Raw genomic sequence first — 15,698 nt, 5'->3', positions numbered from 1 at the left:
GTTCAGCTGGCGCTGTCGAGTCCAGGTCGAGGAGCCAAATTCGAAAGCCTCGGTTAATACCGGGGCTTTTTTGTGTCCGCCGGACTCTCACCAGGGACTGCGTCCCCGGTTATTCGGCCTGCGGCCTCACCCTTCGGGCCGCGCTGAAGCGCTCTCGGCCAGGCCTGCTTCACCCCTGGCAGTGACGCCAGAAGCGGTCGAAGGCGGGCGAGGCGAACTTGTCCCGATGGCGGAGCATGTAGAAACGTCGAGACAAGGGCGGCAGCACACTGTCGAGCTCCTGCACCTGCCCGCAGGCCAGCAGATCGGCCACCACCCAGCGCGACAGGCAACTGATGCCCAGGCCGGCAGCCACCGAACGCTTGATCGCCTCCGAGCTGCCCAGTTCCATCCGCGCGTTCAGACTGTGCAGGTGCGGGAGCAAGGCGTGCTCGACCTCCTCGCGCGTGCCCGACCCCTGCTCCCGCAACAACCAGTCGGCCTGCTGCAACGCCTCCGCGCTCGCCTGCTTGCCCATCCCCAGCGGGTGGCCGGCGGCGCAGAACACCACCAACTCGTCGCTCAGCCAGGGCGTGACGTCGAGGTCCTGCTGATGGCAGGGACCCTCGATCAGGCCGATGTCCACCTCGAAGTTGGCCACCATCGCGGCGACCGCCGCGCTGTTGGAGATCGCGACATTGATGCGGATCTCGGGAAACTGGTTGCGAAACTCGGCCAGGTAACGGGGCAGTACGTAATTGCCGATGGTGCTGCTGGCGCCAACGGTCAGGGTGCCCTTGAACGTCCCGGTCTCGCCGCGGAAATACTCTTCGATCCGTTCGACGCCATCGAGCACCTGGCGCGCCTGCGACAGCAACAGCTTGCCGCTGTCATTCAGCAACAAGCGCCTGCCGACCCGATCGAACAGCTTGGTTGCCAGCATGACCTCGAGCTCATTGAGCGCGGCGCTGGTGGCCGACTGCGACAGCGCGATCTGCTCGGCTGCCGCCGAGGTGCTGCCCGTCCGCGCAACGGCGCAGAAAATTTGCAATTGTCGAAGGCTTATCCGCACAGCCATTTACCACTTAGACAGGTTGGTTATATGCATATAATCTGTTTTTAGGTTGATCACAATACGCTTAATTTGGCTCGGGACCACGCAAGGAACCCGATGCCATGTCTCTCCTGAAAACCAAACGCCTGAGCAACCCCTGTGTTGGCCTGCTGCAGCCAATCGCTCGGCGCCTGGAGACCCTGGTTCCGGGCCTGCTGTTCAGCGGCGCCATCGCCGCGCTGGCGGTGACCCTGAGCAACACCGACTGGTTTCGCCACAATGGCCTGAGCGCCCTGACCCTGGCCATCGTGCTGGGCATGCTGATCGGCAATACCCTGTATCCGCGTACAGCAGAACACAGCGGGGCAGGAGTGACCTTCGCCAAGCAGAAACTGCTGCGCCTGGGCATCATCCTCTACGGCTTTCAGCTGACCTTTCAGGACATCGCCCAGGTTGGCGTCGCCGGCGTGCTGGTCGACGCCCTGGTACTCGGCTCGACCTTCGTCCTCGCCTGGTTCGCCGGCACGCGGCTGTTCAAGCTCGACCGTACCACTACCATCCTGATCGGCGCCGGCAGCTCGATCTGCGGCGCCGCGGCGGTCATGGCGACAGAACCGGTGGTGCGCGCCCGAGCCGAGCAGGTCACGGTGGCCGTTTCCACCGTGGTGGTGTTCGGCACCCTGGCCATGTTCCTCTATCCGGCACTGTATCAGCTCAACCAGAGCTGGCAGTTCATTCCGGGCGGGGCTGCTGAGTTCGGCATCTTCACCGGCGCCACCATTCACGAGGTCGCCCAGGTGGTGGCGGCGGGCCGCGCCATCGGCCCGGAAGCCGCCGATACGGCCGTCATCGCCAAGATGATCCGGGTGATGCTCCTGGCACCGTTTCTGGTCATCCTGTCCATCTATCTGGCCAAGCAAAAGACCTCCACCCAGGCCTGCGCCGGAGAAGCCAAGACCAAGATCTGCACCCCCTGGTTCGCCTACTGCTTTGTGCTGGTGGCCGGCCTGAACTCGCTGGCGATGCTGCCCGAGTCAGTAGTGACAATGATCCGCCAACTGGACCTGTTTCTCCTGGCCATGGCGATGGCCGCTCTCGGCCTGACCACCCATGTGTCGGCAATTCGTCGCGCCGGCATCAAGCCACTGCTGCTGGCAGCGCTGCTGTTCGCCTGGCTGGTCCTGGGCGGCGCCGGCATTATGCAGGTGGCCACGCACCTGTAACCGCGGGACTGACTGCCCTAGCTGTGTAAACCCAGTACGTTGTTCAGTGGCAGTGGAGCGCGACTGATTGGTGGTTGGTAACCGAGGCTGGCGTGCGGCCGAGTGATGCAGCCAGGGCGTCAGGTGCTGTGCTCGCTGTGCCGAACTTTCATAGCTACGGGCATAAGCCCACTCGCGCAGACTGGTCTGGATGAAGCGCTCGGCCTTGCCGTTGGTGCGTGGCGTGTAAGGCCTGGTGCGCAGATGGCGCAGCCCCAATCGCCTGACCAGGCGCCGAAACCTGCGAGAGCGATAGCAGCTGCCGTTGTCGGTCATGGTGCGGGTGCAGCGGATGCCCAGGCCGCGGTAGTAGCGCAGGGCCTGGAGCAAGGCTTGGCAAGCACTGCGACCACGCTCATCGGGATGCAAACTGCTGAAGGCGATGCGACTGGCATCGTCGATGGCCACGTGGACGAATTCCCAGCCCGCGCCGTCGGAGCTCTGCTGGCGGTCGCCGGTGACCCGATGGCCTGCTCTCCAGAAACGGCCCAGCTTCTTGATATCCAGATGCAGCAGATCTCCGGGTGTCGGGTATTCGTAGCGAACCACCGGTGGCGCCGGCTCCAACTCAGCCAGTCGATGAAAGCCGGCCCGCCGCAGGCGGCGAGCCACGGTGCTGACGGCCAAGCCCAATTCTCCGGCGATTTGCCGGTAGGTCTTGCGGCATCGCCGATGTTCGATCAGACGCTCGACCACGGTATCGGGTGTGGCATGCGGGCAGTGTTGCGGACGTGACGAGCGATCCATCAATCCCGCTTCGCCTTCCTCGCGAAAGCGCCGCAACCATTTGTAGGCGGTTCGCACGCTCACGCCGGCTGCCTGGGCAGCTTCCTCGACCCTCAGGCCATGGTGGATGCGCCGAACCAAAAGGGCTCGACCGCGAGGGGTAAGACGGGCATGTTTATGCAGGTTCATCCGGGGCTTCTGGAAGGCTAGGTTGGTCGCACTTCCAGAATTCCGGGAATGCCCCGGATGAACAACCTACTGAGAGATCACACCTAGACTTTGCTCTCGACCGCGCCGGCTGCCGCCGGCTCCGCAACGCCCGCCTCATCCGCCTGCCCCTGCGCATGGCCACCGGAGGCCTCTTGAACCATGGCCATGGCCACCGGGGAGGCCGCCGGCGGGATCGCCACGCAATGGCCCTGATCCTCAAGCGGCACCGCCGCGCGTCGAGTCATGCGATAGAGGGCGAATACACCCACCCCGGCATGCACCACGGCGAGAAACCAGAACAGGCCATTGGGGCCAATCAGGCCCATGACTGCCGCCGCGGTCGAGGGGCCCAGGGCGGCCCCTAGGCCCACGGCGAGGACCAGGCTGCTGCTGGCCGAAACCATCTGCTTCGGCTCGAGGTTGTCGTTGGTATGGGACACGCACAGCGAATACATGGGAAAGGACAAGCCGCCGAACAGGAATGCCACCACGAGCAAGGCGTTGGCCGATATCTGTGCCGCCGGTACTGCCGCCAGCGCCATCACGGCAGCCAGCAGGGTGACCGCGAGAATCACCCAGCGGCGATCGTACTTGTCGGACAGGTGGCCAATGGGCCATTGCAGCACCACGCTGCCCAGCAGGATCAACCCCATGAATATGGAGATGTCCGCAAGCGGAAAGCCGATCAGCTCCGCATAGATCACCCCCATGCCCACCACTGCGCCATTGGACAGCCCCACCGCCATGCAGCCGGTCACGCCGAGCGGTGAGCTGAGGTAGAGCTGGCGCAATCCCATCGGCGTCGGTGAAGCAAAACTTGGCGCCGGGGCGACGCTGAGCAGAACCGGCAACAGCGCGAAGGACAGCAGCACCGAAATCAGAATAAACAGCTTGAAGCCGCCCGGGTCGGCCACATTGAGCAGCAACTGGCCGCTGGCCATGCCGCCGATCATGATGACCATGTACAGCGACAATAATTGGCCGCGCGTCTTGTTGGTGGCCAGGTCGTTGAGCCAGCTTTCCGCGACGATGTACAGGCCCGCCATGCAGAACCCGGAGATCACCCGCATGACGAACCAGAGCGTCGGGTCCACGAAAACCGGGTGGAGCAAAACCACAGTCGAGGCCAGCGAGGCCAGCGCCGCGAACACCCGCACATGCCCGACCTGGGAGACTACCCTGGGGGTCAGGGTCGAACCCAGCAGAAAACCCACGAAGTAGCCAGACATCAGCACCCCGGCGAACTGAGTGGAAAACCCCTCCAGCGTCGCGCGCAAGCCGATGAGCGAACCTTGCAAACCATTGCCCAGCATGAGCAGCCCCATGCTCATCAGGAGCGCCCAAGCGGCTTTGACGGCGGTGTACATAAGTGGATGCTTCCCCGGCTCTAAAGGACTGACTCGTTGAGAAAAAACAGGACTGAAACGCCCCGGGCAAGCGCGAACGAGGAATGGCGGCGCAATCGGTCGGCGCCGGTGAACGGGCGGCGAACCGGGTCCACAGCCTACGGGCCGTGGCGTTCGTCGATTCTCACGCCCGGTGAGCGTCCATCAACCCCGTGCATCACGCCCGATGACAGCGACATTCTGCATCAACCCAAGCGAGCGCCATTCACAAAATAATCAGGCAACATGCCCCCAAAAAATTTGGCCTTGTACGCCCACCAAGTTCGCCGCTGGAGACCCCACGGAGCTGGCCGCGCTGACCCGCCCCATGGAGGGCCAGGCCGGAGATGGCTGCCGGACGCGCTTTAGCCCCGCAGAAATGAAACAGGCCGGTCATTGACCGGCCTGTAGGCCCCTCGGCGAGCCTCAGTTGACGCTGAGCTTGTCGCGGTTCTTCTCCAGAATGGCCTGGCCGATGCCCTTGACCTCCAGCAGCTCATCGACCGAGGCGAACGGGCCATTGGCATCGCGGTACTCGACGATGGCCTGGGCCTTCACCTCACCGACGCCGTTGAGCTCGCGCTCCAGGGTCGGCGCATCGGCGGTATTGAGATTGACCTTGGCAACCGCCGCGACCTGCACCGCGTCGGGCTTGGCCGGCGTCGCTTTTGCCGGTTCGGCGGCGGAGACGGAGATGGAGGCGGCGGCCAGCGCGGCCAGCAGCAACGAAGCGAAATAGCGTGTATTCATCGTCTAAAACTCCCTGTAAGTGAGATGTCGGTCATCGCTGACCGCCGCGGGACTTCCTTGCTCCGCGTCCTACAAATTAGCTGCGCGCCGAGCCTTGTCAAACTCAGCTACAGGCCATGGTGCAGGGCCTCCGGCCCATGCGCGGCCGATCGACGCCAAGCCCGCTCGCCGAGGTTGCCGAAACCAGTCGCCAGGCGTCATGCTCTGCCCATTCGACCATCACAAGGAACGCTGATGTCCCGCCTGCATATCCGCCCCGCCCGCCCCGAAGACGTCGACCTGATCCTGGCCCTGATTGGCGAACTGGCCGACTACGAGAAGCTTGGCGACCAGGCGGTCGCCACCCCGGCGCAACTGACCGAGCACCTGTTCGGTCCGCGCCCGTACGCCGAGGTGCTGATCGGTGAGGTGGACGGCGAAGCCGCCGGCTTCGCGCTGTTCTTCCACAATTTCTCGACCTTCCTCGGCAAGCCCGGCCTCTACCTCGAGGACCTCTACGTACGCCCCGCCGCACGCGGCGCCGGCCTGGGCAAGGCCTTGCTCACCCGCCTGGCGGCCCTGGCGCTGGAACGCGGCTGCGGCCGCCTGGAGTGGGGCGTGCTGGACTGGAACGAACCGGCGATCGGCTTCTACCAGCGCCTCGGCGCCACGCCGATGGATGAGTGGACGCCCTATCGCCTGACAGGCGCGGCGCTGCAGGCACTGGCGGAAAAATCGGCCTGACCGGCACTCTAGCGGTTTCGCGTTGTCATACAGGCCGTGTTCATCTAGCGCGTTCTCCCTCACAGGAACTCAACCATGCCGTTCTTCCCGCGTCTCGCCGTCCTGCTCGGCGGCCTGCTCCTCGCTGCGCCCTTGTGGGCCGCCGACGTCGATCCGCGCAGCTACGGCTATCCGCTGAGCAACCCCTTCGAAGCGACCATCGTCACCACGCCGCCGGAGCTGCGCCCGAGCCTGCCGGCCAACGGCGACATCGACCAGGCCGACTACAAGGTCCGGCTGCGCCCGGAGCGCGAGTTCGAGGTGCCGGAGAACTTCTGGTCGGTGACCAAGCTGGGCTATCGCCTGGCCCAGCAGGGGAATGAAGCGCCACTGATCTTCATCATCGCCGGCACCGGCGCGCATTACTCCAGCAACCACAGCGAGTTCCTGAAGAAGCTGTTCTACGGCGCCGGTTACCACGTGGTGCAGCTGTCCTCGCCGACCAGCTACGACTTCATGACCGCCGCCTCGCGCTCCGCGACGCCGGGCTTCTCCAGCGACGATGCCGATGACCTGTACCGGGTAATGCAGGCGGTGCGCGCCCAGCATCCGCAATTGCAGGTCAGCGAGTATCACCTGACCGGCTACAGCCTGGGCGCCCTGCAGGCGGCCTTCGTCAGCCATCTCGACGAAACCCGTCGCGCCTTCAACTTCAAGCGCGTGCTGCTGCTCAATCCGCCGGTCAACGTCTACACCTCGATCAGCAATCTCGATCGCCTGGTGCAGACCCGGGTCGAGGGCATCGACAGCACCACCAACTTCTATGAGCTGATGCTCGGCAAGCTGACCCGCTACTTCCAGGCCAAGGGCCACATCGACCTCAACGAGGCGATGCTCTACGACTTCCAGCACTCCGAGGAACAGCTGTCCGACGAACAGATGGCCATGCTGATCGGCGCGGTGTTCCGCTTCTCGGCCGCCGACATCGCCTTCACCTCGGATCTGATCAACCGCCGCGGCCTGATCACCCCGGTTGGCCACCCGATCAGGGAAGGCACCAGCCTCACCCCCTACTTCAAGCGCGCTCTGCAATGCAACTTCGACTGCTACATCGCCGAACAGCTGATCCCCATGTGGCGGGCCCGCCATGACGGCGGCAGCCTGAGCCAGATGGTCGACCAGGTCAGCCTTTACGCCCTGGAGGACTACCTGAAAGGCAGCGACAAGATCGCCGTGATGCACAACGCCGACGACCTGATTCTCGGCCGTGGCGACCTGGGCTTCCTGCGCCGCACCCTGGGCGAACGGCTGACCGTCTACCCGCTGGGCGGGCACTGCGGCAACCTCAACTACCGCGTCAACAGCGACGCCATGCTGGAGTTCTTCCGTGGCTAAGCCTCATGCCCTTGCACTGCTAACCGCCCTGCTGCTGACCGCCGGCCTGGCCCAGGCCCAGGCCCAACACGAAGCGCTGGACGACGGTTTCAAGGAACCGCTGCAGCACCTGGAATTCAACCCCGGCCTGGACCAGCGCGAGTTCGAGCGCTCGACCCTCGGCGCACTGAATGTCTATGACCCGCTGGAGTCCTGGAACCGCCGGGTCTACCACTTCAATTACCGCTTCGACGAGTGGGTGTTCCTGCCGCTGGTGGACGGCTACCGCTACGTCACCCCGGACCTGCTGGAGACCGGGGTCAGCAACTTCTTCAGCAACCTCGGCGATGTCCCCAACCTGTTCAACAGCCTGCTGCAGTTCAAGGGCAAGCGCTCGATGCGGATCACCGCACGCCTGCTGTTCAACACCACCCTCGGGGTGGCCGGGCTGTGGGATCCGGCCAGCCGCATGGGGCTGCCCAAGCAGTCCGAGGACTTCGGCCAGACGCTGGGCTTCTACGGGCTGCCGGGCGGTCCCTACCTGATGCTGCCGCTGCTCGGCCCCTCCAACCTGCGCGACACCGGCGGCCTGGTGGTGGACTTCAACGTCGACAGCAGCGTCAATCTGCTCAACGTCGCCGCGGTCAGCAGCAGTCACCCGGAAGTCCCGCTGCTCAAGGTGGTCGACGAACGCGCGACCACCAACTTCCGCTATGGCCAGCTCAACAGCCCGTTCGAGTACGAGAAACTGCGCTACTTCTACACCGAGGCGCGCAAGTTGCAGATCGCCGAGTAGCCCAGGGCTTGACCCCGGGGCCGCACCGGGGTTGTAACCTGGCGCGGCCTCGTCTTCTCAGGAGTTCGCCCATGCGCGTCGCCCAACTGGCCAGAGCCGCCGAAGTCAGCGCCGAGACCGTGCGCCACTACACCGACCTGGGCCTGCTGCGCCCCAGCCGCGAGCCGCACAACGGCTACCAGAACTACTCGAGCCGCGACCTGCAGCGCCTGCGCTTCGTGGCCCGCGCCCGGCGCCTGGGCTTCAGCCTCAAGGACGTGCAGCTGATCCTCGCCCGCGCCGATAACGGCGCCGAGCACTGTGGCGAGGTACGCGAGCTGCTCGGCGAACGCCTGCAGGCCTTGCAGGCCCATATCGACGAATGCCAGCGCCTGGCCCGGGTGATGGCCGACGCCCTCGGCGAATGGGCCGAAAAACCCCAGTGCGCGCCGGATGGCCAGGCCATTTGCCGGCTGATCGAGGACTTCGAGCTGCCTGACGAAAGCCGCCCGGCGACGCCCTGCCCGGCCCACTAACAAATCGAATATATCGATAGTAATACTGCGAAAATCGCACCCATTGATTCAATTTACAGGCATAGCATGGGGCATTCCATTACGAGGAGGTGCCCGATGAGTCAGATGCGCAGTGTTGTCGCCATACAAGCCGGCCAGCCGGCGTCGGACGGTGCCGGGGTTCGCTTGACCCGGGTGATCGGCGGCGCGGGAATCGAGCGATTCGATCCATTTCTGATGTTCGACGAGTTCGGCTCGGACAATCCGGACGACTACATCGCCGGTTTTCCGCCGCACCCGCACCGCGGCTTCGAGACCATCACCTACATGCTCGCAGGACGCATGCGCCATGAGGATCACCTGGGTAACGTGGGCCTGCTGGAAAGCGGCGGCGTGCAGTGGATGACCGCCGCCCGCGGCATCATCCACAGCGAGATGCCGGAACAGGAGGAGGGTCTGCTGCGCGGCTTCCAGTTGTGGCTGAACCTGCCGAGCCAGGACAAGCTTGGCGTGCCCGGCTATCGCGACATCGCCGCCAGCGAGATTCCTCGCCTGACCACTGCCGGCGGCGTCCAGGTGGTGGTGATCGCCGGCCAGTTCGACGATGGCCAGGTCAGGCAGACGGGCGCGGTGCAGCGCCCGCACACCGAGCCGCAGCTGTTCGACCTGCACCTGCCGGCCGGCGGCCAGGTCGCCCCGCGCGTGCCGGACGGTCACCGTGCCCTGCTCTATGTGTATGAAGGCGAGCTGGAGCTGCCAGGTGTCATCGCCAAGACGGTCTCTGCCGGACGCCTGGTGCGCCTGTCCGACGAGGGGCAGTTGCAGCTGAGCAGCAGCAAGGGGGCCAGGGTGCTGCTGATCGCCGGCAAGCCCCTGGGCGAGCCGATCGTGCAGTACGGGCCCTTCGTGATGAACAGCCGCGAAGAGATCGAACAGGCGCTACGCGACTACCGCGACGGCGTGCTGGCCTGACAACCCCGGGCGAGTGGCGGCAGTTTGGCTGCTGCCCTCAAGGGAGATAGCGGCGAAACAGCCCCGGCGGCACCCCGCCGCTGTCGGTCGGCTGCCACGGTCCCTGGGGACTGGTGGCCCAGCTCCAGCCCTGGCTCCAGCGGTAATAGGTGCGCTCGCGGTAATACAGGTCGCGCGCGCCCTCCAGCACATAGACCCCCAGGCTGCCGTCCCAGTGGCTCTGTACCCCAGGCGGCGGCGCATAGCGCGGATGGGCCTTGGCGATTGGCGCCTGGCTGATCGGTGCAGGGCCCTGCACCGCGCAGCCGGCGAGCGCCGTCAGACCGAGGAGCACGATAACCGGCAGTGCGCGCCTCATTGTCCCTGGCCCTCCGCCGTGTCGATGGTCAGTTGCTGCGGCTCGGTGCTGCTGCTGGCCAGGGGTTGGCTGCGGCCCACCCATTCGCCGGCGGTGGCGTCGCCGTTGCGGGATACACGCGCCACCAGCTGCACCTGGGCGAAACCGGAGAGCTTGAGCTGCGGCATCATCGCGTCGCTGTCGGACAAGCTGACCTCGGCCGGCAGGTCGGCGACGGTCAGGCGCTTGACCGCCAGGGGCATCGGCGGCCCGGACACCGCGCGGGCGAAGACGAACACGCTGTCGCCCGGCTGTACCTGCTCGCGCAGCGCCGCCGCCAACTCGACCTTGACGGTTAGCTGCGCCGGCGCTGCGGCGGAGGCCTTCGCCTCGCCCGCTGACTGGAGCCGTTCGCGGGCGCGGGCAATCCCGCCCTCGATGGCCTGGCGCGACGGGTCCTGCTCCGGCAAGGCCGCCACCAGCCGCTGCCAGTGATCGATGGCCTCGGCGTAGCGCCCGGCCTCGAAGGCGGCGATGCCCAACAGGCCGAGGCTGGTGACCTCCGCCGCATCGGCCTTGAGGGCCTCATCGATAAGCCCCTGAATCTGGCCGGTCCACTGCTTGTTGCCGGCGAAATACAGGGCCTGGGCCCACTGACCGAGCAGCTCCGGCTCACGCCCGACAATGGCCACCGCGCGCTCGAACGCCTTGGCCGCCTCGCCGGCCCGCTCTTGGGCCATGTAGGTGCGGCCGAGGAAGTACCAGCCTTCGGCGGACTCGGGGTTGTCCTTGACCGTCGCCTCGAGGCGCGCGGTCATCTCCTCGATGCTCTTAGGCTGCTCGGCGAGCACCTGGGCCCGTTCGACCTGGTCAATGGCGCCCCAGTTCAGGTACAGGCCGTAGCCCAGCAGCGGCATCAGCAGCGCGGCGATCAGCGGCACCTTGCCGCCCAGCACGCCGGTGCGGGCCCCGCTGGCCGCGTCTTCGGTGTCGGCCAGCAGTTCGCGCGCCGCCTCGTCGCGGCCGGCCTGCAGCTGCGCCGCGGTGAGAATGCCGGCCTCATGTTCGTCCTCCAGCTCCCGCAGGCGTTCCTGGTAGAGGGTGACGTTGAGGGCGGTGCGGTCTTCCTCCGCCTGGACCTTGCGGGCACGCAGCACCGGTATCAGCAGAAAAGCCAGGGCGGCCAGCAGCAGCAGGCCGGCGGACAGCCAGAATTCGATCATGGGTCTTTCTTATCCAGGGGCGCTTGATTCAACAGGGCGTCGAGGCGCTGGCGCTCGGCGTCGGAGAGGCCCTGCCCTTGTGTGGACGACTTGCCACGACGGCGCAGCACGATCACCCCGAGCAGCACGAAGCCGGCGAGCAACAGCCCGGCCGGGCCGTACCAGAGCAGCAGGGTGCGTGACGTGACCGGCGGCTTGTAGAGGACGAAATCGCCGTAGCGGGCGACCAGGAAGTCGATGATCTGCTCATCGCTCTGGCCTTCCTCGAGCATGCGGTAGATTTCCGCCCGCAGGTCCATGGCGATCGGCGCATCGGAGTCGGCGATGTTCTGGTTCTGGCACTTGGGGCAGCGCAGCTCCTCGACCAGGCTGCGGTAGCGCTGACGCTCCGCCTCGTTGGCGAACTCGTAAGTGTCGATGGCCGCCTGGGCGGTGCCGAGCAGCGCCAGCCCCAGCACCGCGGCGCCGAGCAGGCGCCTCATGGCGACACCTCATCGACCAGCTGCTGGTACAGCGGCGCCAGTTGTTCGCGCCAGACCCGCTCGTCGATCACCCCGACGAACTTGTGGCGAATGATGCCCTGCTTGTCGATCAGGAAGGTCTCCGGCGCGCCGTAGACGCCCAGGTCCAGGCCCAGGGAGCCGCGGGCATCGTTGATGTTGAGCTGGTAGGGATCGTGGAACTCCTTGAGCCACTTCAGCGCGTCGGCGTTGTCGTCCTTGTAGTTGACCCCGTGGATGGTCACGCCCAGTTCGGCCAGTTTGTTCAGCACCGGGTGCTCGGCGCGACAGGCCACGCACCAGGTGGCCCAGACGTTGACCAGGGCCGGCTTGCCCTTGAGGTCTTCGCGGGTCAGGGTGGCGTCGCCCTGCACCGCCGGCAGGGAGAAGGCCGGGAACGGCTTGCCGATCAGCGCCGAGGGCAGCTCGGACGGGTCGAGGAACAGGCCACGGTAGAGAAACAGCGCGACGCCGAGGAAAATCGCCAGCGGCAACAACAGGACCAGTCGTTTCATGCTTGAGCTCCCGCCGTGCCCAGGGCTTCGCGCACCCGGGTCCTGACTTTCATCCGATAGCGTTTGTCACTGGCGGCGAGGAAGCCGCCCAGGCCCATCAGCAAGGCGCCGAGCCAGATCCAGCGGACGAACGGCTTGATATGCACGCGCACCGCCCAGGCGCCGTTCTCCAGCGGCTCTCCCAGCGCGACGAACAAGTCGCGGGTCAAGCCGGCGTCGATGCCGGCCTCGGTCATCACCGACTGCTGCACCGTATACAGGCGCTTCTCCGGGTGCAGCACGGCGATCTGCTCGCCCGCCTCCAGCACCCGCACCGTGCCGCGGTCCGCGGTGAAATTCGGCCCCTCGCGGTGCGCCGCGCCCTCGAAGACGAACTGGTAGCCGCCGATGGCCACCGTATCGCCCGGGGCCATGCGCAGGTCGCGCTCGTAGCTGCCCATGCTGGTGAGGATCACCCCCAGGGCGCAGACCGCCATGCCGCAATGCGCCAGCTGCATGCCCCAGTAGCTGCGGGTGAGGCCCGGCAGGCCGCGGAAAAAGCCCTTGTGGCGGGTCTTGTCATGGATGTCGCGCAGGCCGGCCAGCACCACCCAGGCCGCCAACAGGCAGACGCCCAGCACCGCCCAGTTGAAGTCGCCGACCAGCAGGGTCGCCAGCACGGCCAGGGCCACGCTGCCCAGCAGCACCGGAGTGAGCATGCCCAGCAGCCACTGCAGCGGCGTATCCTTCCAGCGCACGATGACGCCGAGGGCGATCATGCTCATCAGCAGGCCCATCAGCGGCACGAACAGGGCGTTGAAGTACGGCGGGCCGACCGACAGCTTGGCGCCGGTCATGGCATCGAGCACCAGGGGATAGAGGGTGCCGAGCAAAATCATCGCCGCGGCGACCACCAGGATCAGGTTGTTCACCAGCAGCAGGGTCTCCCGCGACCACAGGGCGAAGCCGACCTGGCTCTTGACCACCGGGGCGCGGATGGCGAACAGGGTCAGCGAGCCGCCGACCACCATCAGCAGGAAGGCCAGGATGAACACCCCGCGCTCCGGGTCGCTGGCGAAGGCATGCACCGAGGTCAGCACCCCGGAGCGCACCAGGAAGGTACCCAGCAGGCTCAGGGAAAAGGCGGCGATGGCCAGCAGCACGGTCCAGCTCTTGAACACCCCGCGCTTCTCGGTCACCGCCAGGGAGTGGATCAGCGCGGTGCCGACCAGCCAGGGCATGAAGGAGGCGTTTTCCACCGGGTCCCAGAACCACCAGCCGCCCCAGCCCAGCTCGTAGTAGGCCCACCAGGAGCCCAGGGCGATGCCGATGCCGAGGAAGGCCCAGGCGACTATGGTCCAGGGCCGCGACCAGCGCGCCCAGGCCGCGTCCAGCTTGCCGCCGAGCAAGGCGGCGATGGCGAAGGCGAAGGCCACCGAGAAACCGACATAGCCCATGTAGAGCATCGGCGGGTGGATGATCAGGCCGAAGTCCTGCAACAGCGGGTTGAGGTCGCGGCCGTCCAGCGGGCTGTTGGGCAGCAGGCGTGCGAAGGGGTTGGAGGTGACGATCAGGAATAGCAGGAAGCCGACGCTGATCATGCCCATGACCCCGAGCACCCGGGCGAGCATCTCTTCCGGCAGCTGGCGGGAGAAGACCGACACGGCGAAGGTCCAGCCGGCCAGGATCAGCGCCCACAGCAGCAGCGAGCCCTCGTGGGCGCCCCACACCGCACTGAACTTGAAGTACCAGGGCAGCGCACTGTTGGAGTTGCCGGCCACGTAGGCGACCGAGAAGTCGTCGACCATGAAGGCGTAGGTCAGGCAGAGGAAGGCGAAGACGACGAAGGAGAACTGGCCCCAGGCCGCCGGCTGGGCCAGGCTCATCCATTGCCGGTCGCCGCGCCAGGCGCCGATCATCGGCAGCGTGGCCTGCACCAGGCTCATGCACAGGGCGAGGATCATCGCCAGGTGACCGAGTTCGGGAATCATTGCGTACCTCCCGCTTGGGCTGCGTCATGCTGTTGCTTCATGCCGCTCTGTTCCAGGGCCTGCATGACCTCCGGCGGCATGTAGTTCTCGTCGTGCTTGGCCAGCACCTCGTCGGCGACCAGCACACCGTCGGCGCCCAGCTTGCCCATGGCGACTATGCCCTGCCCCTCGCGGAACAGGTCCGGGAGGATGCCGCTGTAGCGGATGGTCACGCTCTTGGCCCCGTCGGTGACCACGAAGGCGGTCTCCAGCGAATCGGCGGAGCGCTGCACCGAGCCCTCCTCCACCAGGCCGCCGGCGCGGATGCGGGTGCCCTGGGGCGCCTCGCCATTGGCGATCTGGGTCGGCGAATAGAACAGATTGATGTTCTGCTGCAGCGCCGTCAGGGCCAGGGCCACGGCCACGCCGAAGCCGGCGAGAATCGCCAGGACGATGAACAGGCGCTTCTTGCGGACTGGGTTCACTTCAACTCCTCCCGGCGCAGACGACGCGCCTCGTCTTGCAGGTAACGGCGGCGCGCCAGGATCGGCAGCGCGACGTTCAGGGCCAGCACCGCCAGGCTCAGGCCGTAGCAGGTCCAGACATAGACGCCATGGCTGCCCATGGCGATGAATTCCTCGAACGAGGCGAAACTCATAGGGCCTTCTCCACCTGCTGCTGGATCTCGCTGCGTGCCCAGCTGCTGCGGGCTTCGCGCTTGAGCACCTCCAGGCGCATGCGCAGCAGCAGCACGGCGCCGAAGAAGCAGTAGAAACCCAGCACCATGATCAGCAGCGGCAGCCACATTTCCAATGGCATGGCCGGCTTCTCCACCACGCTGAAGGTGGCGGGCTGGTGCAGGGTGTTCCACCACTCCACCGAGTACTTGATGATCGGGATGTTGATCACCCCGACTATGGCCAGCACCGCGCAGGCCTTGGCCGCGCTGTCGCGGTTGCTGATGGCCTGGGCCAGGGCCATCACCCCGAAATACAGGAACAGCAGGATCAGCATCGAGGTCAGGCGCGCGTCCCACACCCAGTAGGTGCCCCAGGTCGGCTTGCCCCAGATGGCGCCGGTGACCAGGGCCACCGCGGTCATCCAGGCGCCGATCGGCGCCGCCTGCTGCAGGGCGATGTCGGCCAGCTTCATCTTCCACACCAGGCCAACCACCCCGGCCACCGCCAGCATCAGGTAGATCGACTGGGCGAGGAAGGCCGCCGGCACGTGGATATAGATGATGCGAAAGCTGTTGCCCTGCTGGTAATCCGGCGGCGCAAAGGCCAGGCCCCAGACCAGGCCGACGCTCAGCAGCAGCACGGCGGCCACCGCCAGCCACGGCAAGCAGCGGCCGCTGATCTGGTAAAACCACTTGGGCGAGCCCAGCTTGTGAAACCACGTCCAGTTCATCGAGTCACTCATCAGTTCGTTCAGCCGACTGCCGCGGCTATCCGGGCTCGGCGCAGTCGT

Annotated in this window: 17 protein-coding genes and 1 pseudogene; 6 read left to right on the top strand and 12 right to left on the bottom strand. The window is 66.0% G+C overall.

Annotation, left to right across the window (positions count from 1 at the left end):
* Positions 1-169: 169 nt before the first annotated feature.
* The gene (locus tag KDW96_RS19745) at positions 170-1,051 is read right to left on the bottom strand and encodes a LysR family transcriptional regulator (protein WP_255837926.1); all 882 of its coding nucleotides are present in this window, start codon (positions 1,049-1,051) and stop codon (positions 170-172) included.
* 104 nt (positions 1,052-1,155) lie between these two features.
* Here KDW96_RS19745 and KDW96_RS19740 point away from each other — a divergent pair, with 104 nt between their 5' ends.
* A complete protein-coding gene (locus tag KDW96_RS19740; RefSeq protein WP_255837925.1) occupies positions 1,156-2,256 on the top strand; it encodes a YeiH family protein in 1,101 nt (366 codons plus the stop codon).
* Positions 2,257-2,273: 17 nt separating this feature from the next.
* On the opposite strand, the pseudogene KDW96_RS19735 reads toward KDW96_RS19740, so the two are convergent.
* From KDW96_RS19735 to KDW96_RS19725, 3 genes and pseudogenes are all read right to left on the bottom strand, one after another.
* Positions 2,274-3,210: pseudogene (locus KDW96_RS19735) on the bottom strand (IS481 family transposase).
* A gap of 83 nt (positions 3,211-3,293) precedes the next feature.
* Positions 3,294-4,598: an MFS transporter gene (locus KDW96_RS19730; protein WP_255837924.1), complete on the bottom strand. Its 1,305-nt coding sequence runs from the start codon at positions 4,596-4,598 to the stop codon at positions 3,294-3,296.
* A 444-nt stretch (positions 4,599-5,042) separates the two neighbouring features.
* Positions 5,043-5,366, bottom strand: a complete 324-nt coding sequence (locus KDW96_RS19725; protein WP_255837923.1) for a ComEA family DNA-binding protein — start codon at positions 5,364-5,366, stop codon at positions 5,043-5,045.
* 234 nt (positions 5,367-5,600) lie between these two features.
* On the opposite strand from KDW96_RS19725, the gene KDW96_RS19720 reads away from it, so the two are divergent.
* From KDW96_RS19720 to KDW96_RS19700, 5 genes are all read left to right on the top strand, one after another.
* Complete coding sequence (locus tag KDW96_RS19720) at positions 5,601-6,089, top strand: GNAT family N-acetyltransferase (protein ID WP_255837922.1); 489 nt, start codon at positions 5,601-5,603, stop codon at positions 6,087-6,089.
* Positions 6,090-6,164: 75 nt separating this feature from the next.
* On the top strand, positions 6,165-7,463 hold the full coding sequence (locus KDW96_RS19715) for an alpha/beta fold hydrolase family protein (protein WP_255837921.1): 1,299 nt from the start codon (positions 6,165-6,167) through the stop codon (positions 7,461-7,463).
* A 16-nt stretch (positions 7,464-7,479) separates the two neighbouring features.
* The gene (locus KDW96_RS19710) at positions 7,480-8,238 is read left to right on the top strand and encodes an MlaA family lipoprotein (protein WP_370295467.1); all 759 of its coding nucleotides are present in this window, start codon (positions 7,480-7,482) and stop codon (positions 8,236-8,238) included.
* Between the two features lie 71 nt (positions 8,239-8,309).
* On the top strand, positions 8,310-8,753 hold the full coding sequence (locus KDW96_RS19705) for a MerR family transcriptional regulator (RefSeq protein WP_255837920.1): 444 nt from the start codon (positions 8,310-8,312) through the stop codon (positions 8,751-8,753).
* Between the two features lie 96 nt (positions 8,754-8,849).
* Positions 8,850-9,704, top strand: coding sequence for a pirin family protein (locus KDW96_RS19700; RefSeq protein WP_255837919.1), 855 nt, complete (start codon positions 8,850-8,852; stop codon positions 9,702-9,704).
* Between the two features lie 37 nt (positions 9,705-9,741).
* On the opposite strand, the gene KDW96_RS19695 is transcribed toward KDW96_RS19700, so the two are convergent.
* From KDW96_RS19695 to KDW96_RS19660, 8 genes are read right to left on the bottom strand one after another with little or no spacing between them, the layout of a single operon-like run.
* Positions 9,742-10,062: a hypothetical protein gene (locus KDW96_RS19695; protein ID WP_255837918.1), complete on the bottom strand. Its 321-nt coding sequence runs from the start codon at positions 10,060-10,062 to the stop codon at positions 9,742-9,744.
* Positions 10,059-11,264, bottom strand: coding sequence for a c-type cytochrome biogenesis protein CcmI (gene ccmI / locus KDW96_RS19690; RefSeq protein ID WP_255837917.1), 1,206 nt, complete (start codon positions 11,262-11,264; stop codon positions 10,059-10,061). Before ccmI ends, KDW96_RS19695 begins: the two co-directional genes overlap by 4 nt.
* Positions 11,261-11,746, bottom strand: a complete 486-nt coding sequence (locus KDW96_RS19685; protein WP_255837916.1) for a cytochrome c-type biogenesis protein — start codon at positions 11,744-11,746, stop codon at positions 11,261-11,263. The genes ccmI and KDW96_RS19685 overlap by 4 nt, the downstream gene beginning before the upstream one ends.
* Positions 11,743-12,279: a DsbE family thiol:disulfide interchange protein gene (locus KDW96_RS19680; protein WP_255837915.1), complete on the bottom strand. Its 537-nt coding sequence runs from the start codon at positions 12,277-12,279 to the stop codon at positions 11,743-11,745. Before KDW96_RS19680 ends, KDW96_RS19685 begins: the two co-directional genes overlap by 4 nt.
* Positions 12,276-14,249: a heme lyase CcmF/NrfE family subunit gene (locus KDW96_RS19675; RefSeq protein ID WP_255837914.1), complete on the bottom strand. Its 1,974-nt coding sequence runs from the start codon at positions 14,247-14,249 to the stop codon at positions 12,276-12,278. Before KDW96_RS19675 ends, KDW96_RS19680 begins: the two co-directional genes overlap by 4 nt.
* Positions 14,246-14,713 (bottom strand): cytochrome c maturation protein CcmE, encoded by a 468-nt coding sequence (gene ccmE / locus KDW96_RS19670; protein ID WP_255837913.1) that lies wholly within the window; start codon positions 14,711-14,713, stop codon positions 14,246-14,248. The genes KDW96_RS19675 and ccmE overlap by 4 nt, the downstream gene beginning before the upstream one ends.
* Positions 14,710-14,886, bottom strand: coding sequence for a heme exporter protein CcmD (ccmD, locus tag KDW96_RS19665; RefSeq protein ID WP_255837912.1), 177 nt, complete (start codon positions 14,884-14,886; stop codon positions 14,710-14,712). Before ccmD ends, ccmE begins: the two co-directional genes overlap by 4 nt.
* The gene (locus KDW96_RS19660) at positions 14,883-15,638 is read right to left on the bottom strand and encodes a heme ABC transporter permease (RefSeq protein WP_255837911.1); all 756 of its coding nucleotides are present in this window, start codon (positions 15,636-15,638) and stop codon (positions 14,883-14,885) included. The genes ccmD and KDW96_RS19660 overlap by 4 nt, the downstream gene beginning before the upstream one ends.
* Between the last annotated feature and the right edge of the window lie 60 nt (positions 15,639-15,698).

The organism is Pseudomonas benzenivorans, assembly GCF_024397895.1.
GTDB classification, from domain to species: Bacteria; Pseudomonadota; Gammaproteobacteria; order Pseudomonadales; family Pseudomonadaceae; genus Aquipseudomonas; species Aquipseudomonas benzenivorans_A.
The sequence above is the reverse complement of the archived record's forward strand: the minus strand, read 5'-3'. Positions and strand labels throughout refer to the sequence as shown.

Coding starts and splice junctions, on each gene's coding strand:
- KDW96_RS19730 (WP_255837924.1), bottom strand. CDS start 4,598: ATGTACACCGCCGTCAAAGCCGCTTGGGCGCTCCTGATGAGCATGGGG.
- KDW96_RS19695 (WP_255837918.1), bottom strand. CDS start 10,062: ATGAGGCGCGCACTGCCGGTTATCGTGCTCCTCGGTCTGACGGCGCTC.
- ccmD (WP_255837912.1), bottom strand. CDS start 14,886: ATGAGTTTCGCCTCGTTCGAGGAATTCATCGCCATGGGCAGCCATGGC.
- KDW96_RS19700 (WP_255837919.1), top strand. CDS start 8,850: ATGAGTCAGATGCGCAGTGTTGTCGCCATACAAGCCGGCCAGCCGGCG.
- KDW96_RS19680 (WP_255837915.1), bottom strand. CDS start 12,279: ATGAAACGACTGGTCCTGTTGTTGCCGCTGGCGATTTTCCTCGGCGTC.
- KDW96_RS19720 (WP_255837922.1), top strand. CDS start 5,601: ATGTCCCGCCTGCATATCCGCCCCGCCCGCCCCGAAGACGTCGACCTG.
- KDW96_RS19705 (WP_255837920.1), top strand. CDS start 8,310: ATGCGCGTCGCCCAACTGGCCAGAGCCGCCGAAGTCAGCGCCGAGACC.
- KDW96_RS19715 (WP_255837921.1), top strand. CDS start 6,165: ATGCCGTTCTTCCCGCGTCTCGCCGTCCTGCTCGGCGGCCTGCTCCTC.
- ccmI (WP_255837917.1), bottom strand. CDS start 11,264: ATGATCGAATTCTGGCTGTCCGCCGGCCTGCTGCTGCTGGCCGCCCTG.
- KDW96_RS19675 (WP_255837914.1), bottom strand. CDS start 14,249: ATGATTCCCGAACTCGGTCACCTGGCGATGATCCTCGCCCTGTGCATG.
- KDW96_RS19685 (WP_255837916.1), bottom strand. CDS start 11,746: ATGAGGCGCCTGCTCGGCGCCGCGGTGCTGGGGCTGGCGCTGCTCGGC.
- KDW96_RS19740 (WP_255837925.1), top strand. CDS start 1,156: ATGTCTCTCCTGAAAACCAAACGCCTGAGCAACCCCTGTGTTGGCCTG.
- KDW96_RS19725 (WP_255837923.1), bottom strand. CDS start 5,366: ATGAATACACGCTATTTCGCTTCGTTGCTGCTGGCCGCGCTGGCCGCC.
- KDW96_RS19660 (WP_255837911.1), bottom strand. CDS start 15,638: ATGAACTGGACGTGGTTTCACAAGCTGGGCTCGCCCAAGTGGTTTTAC.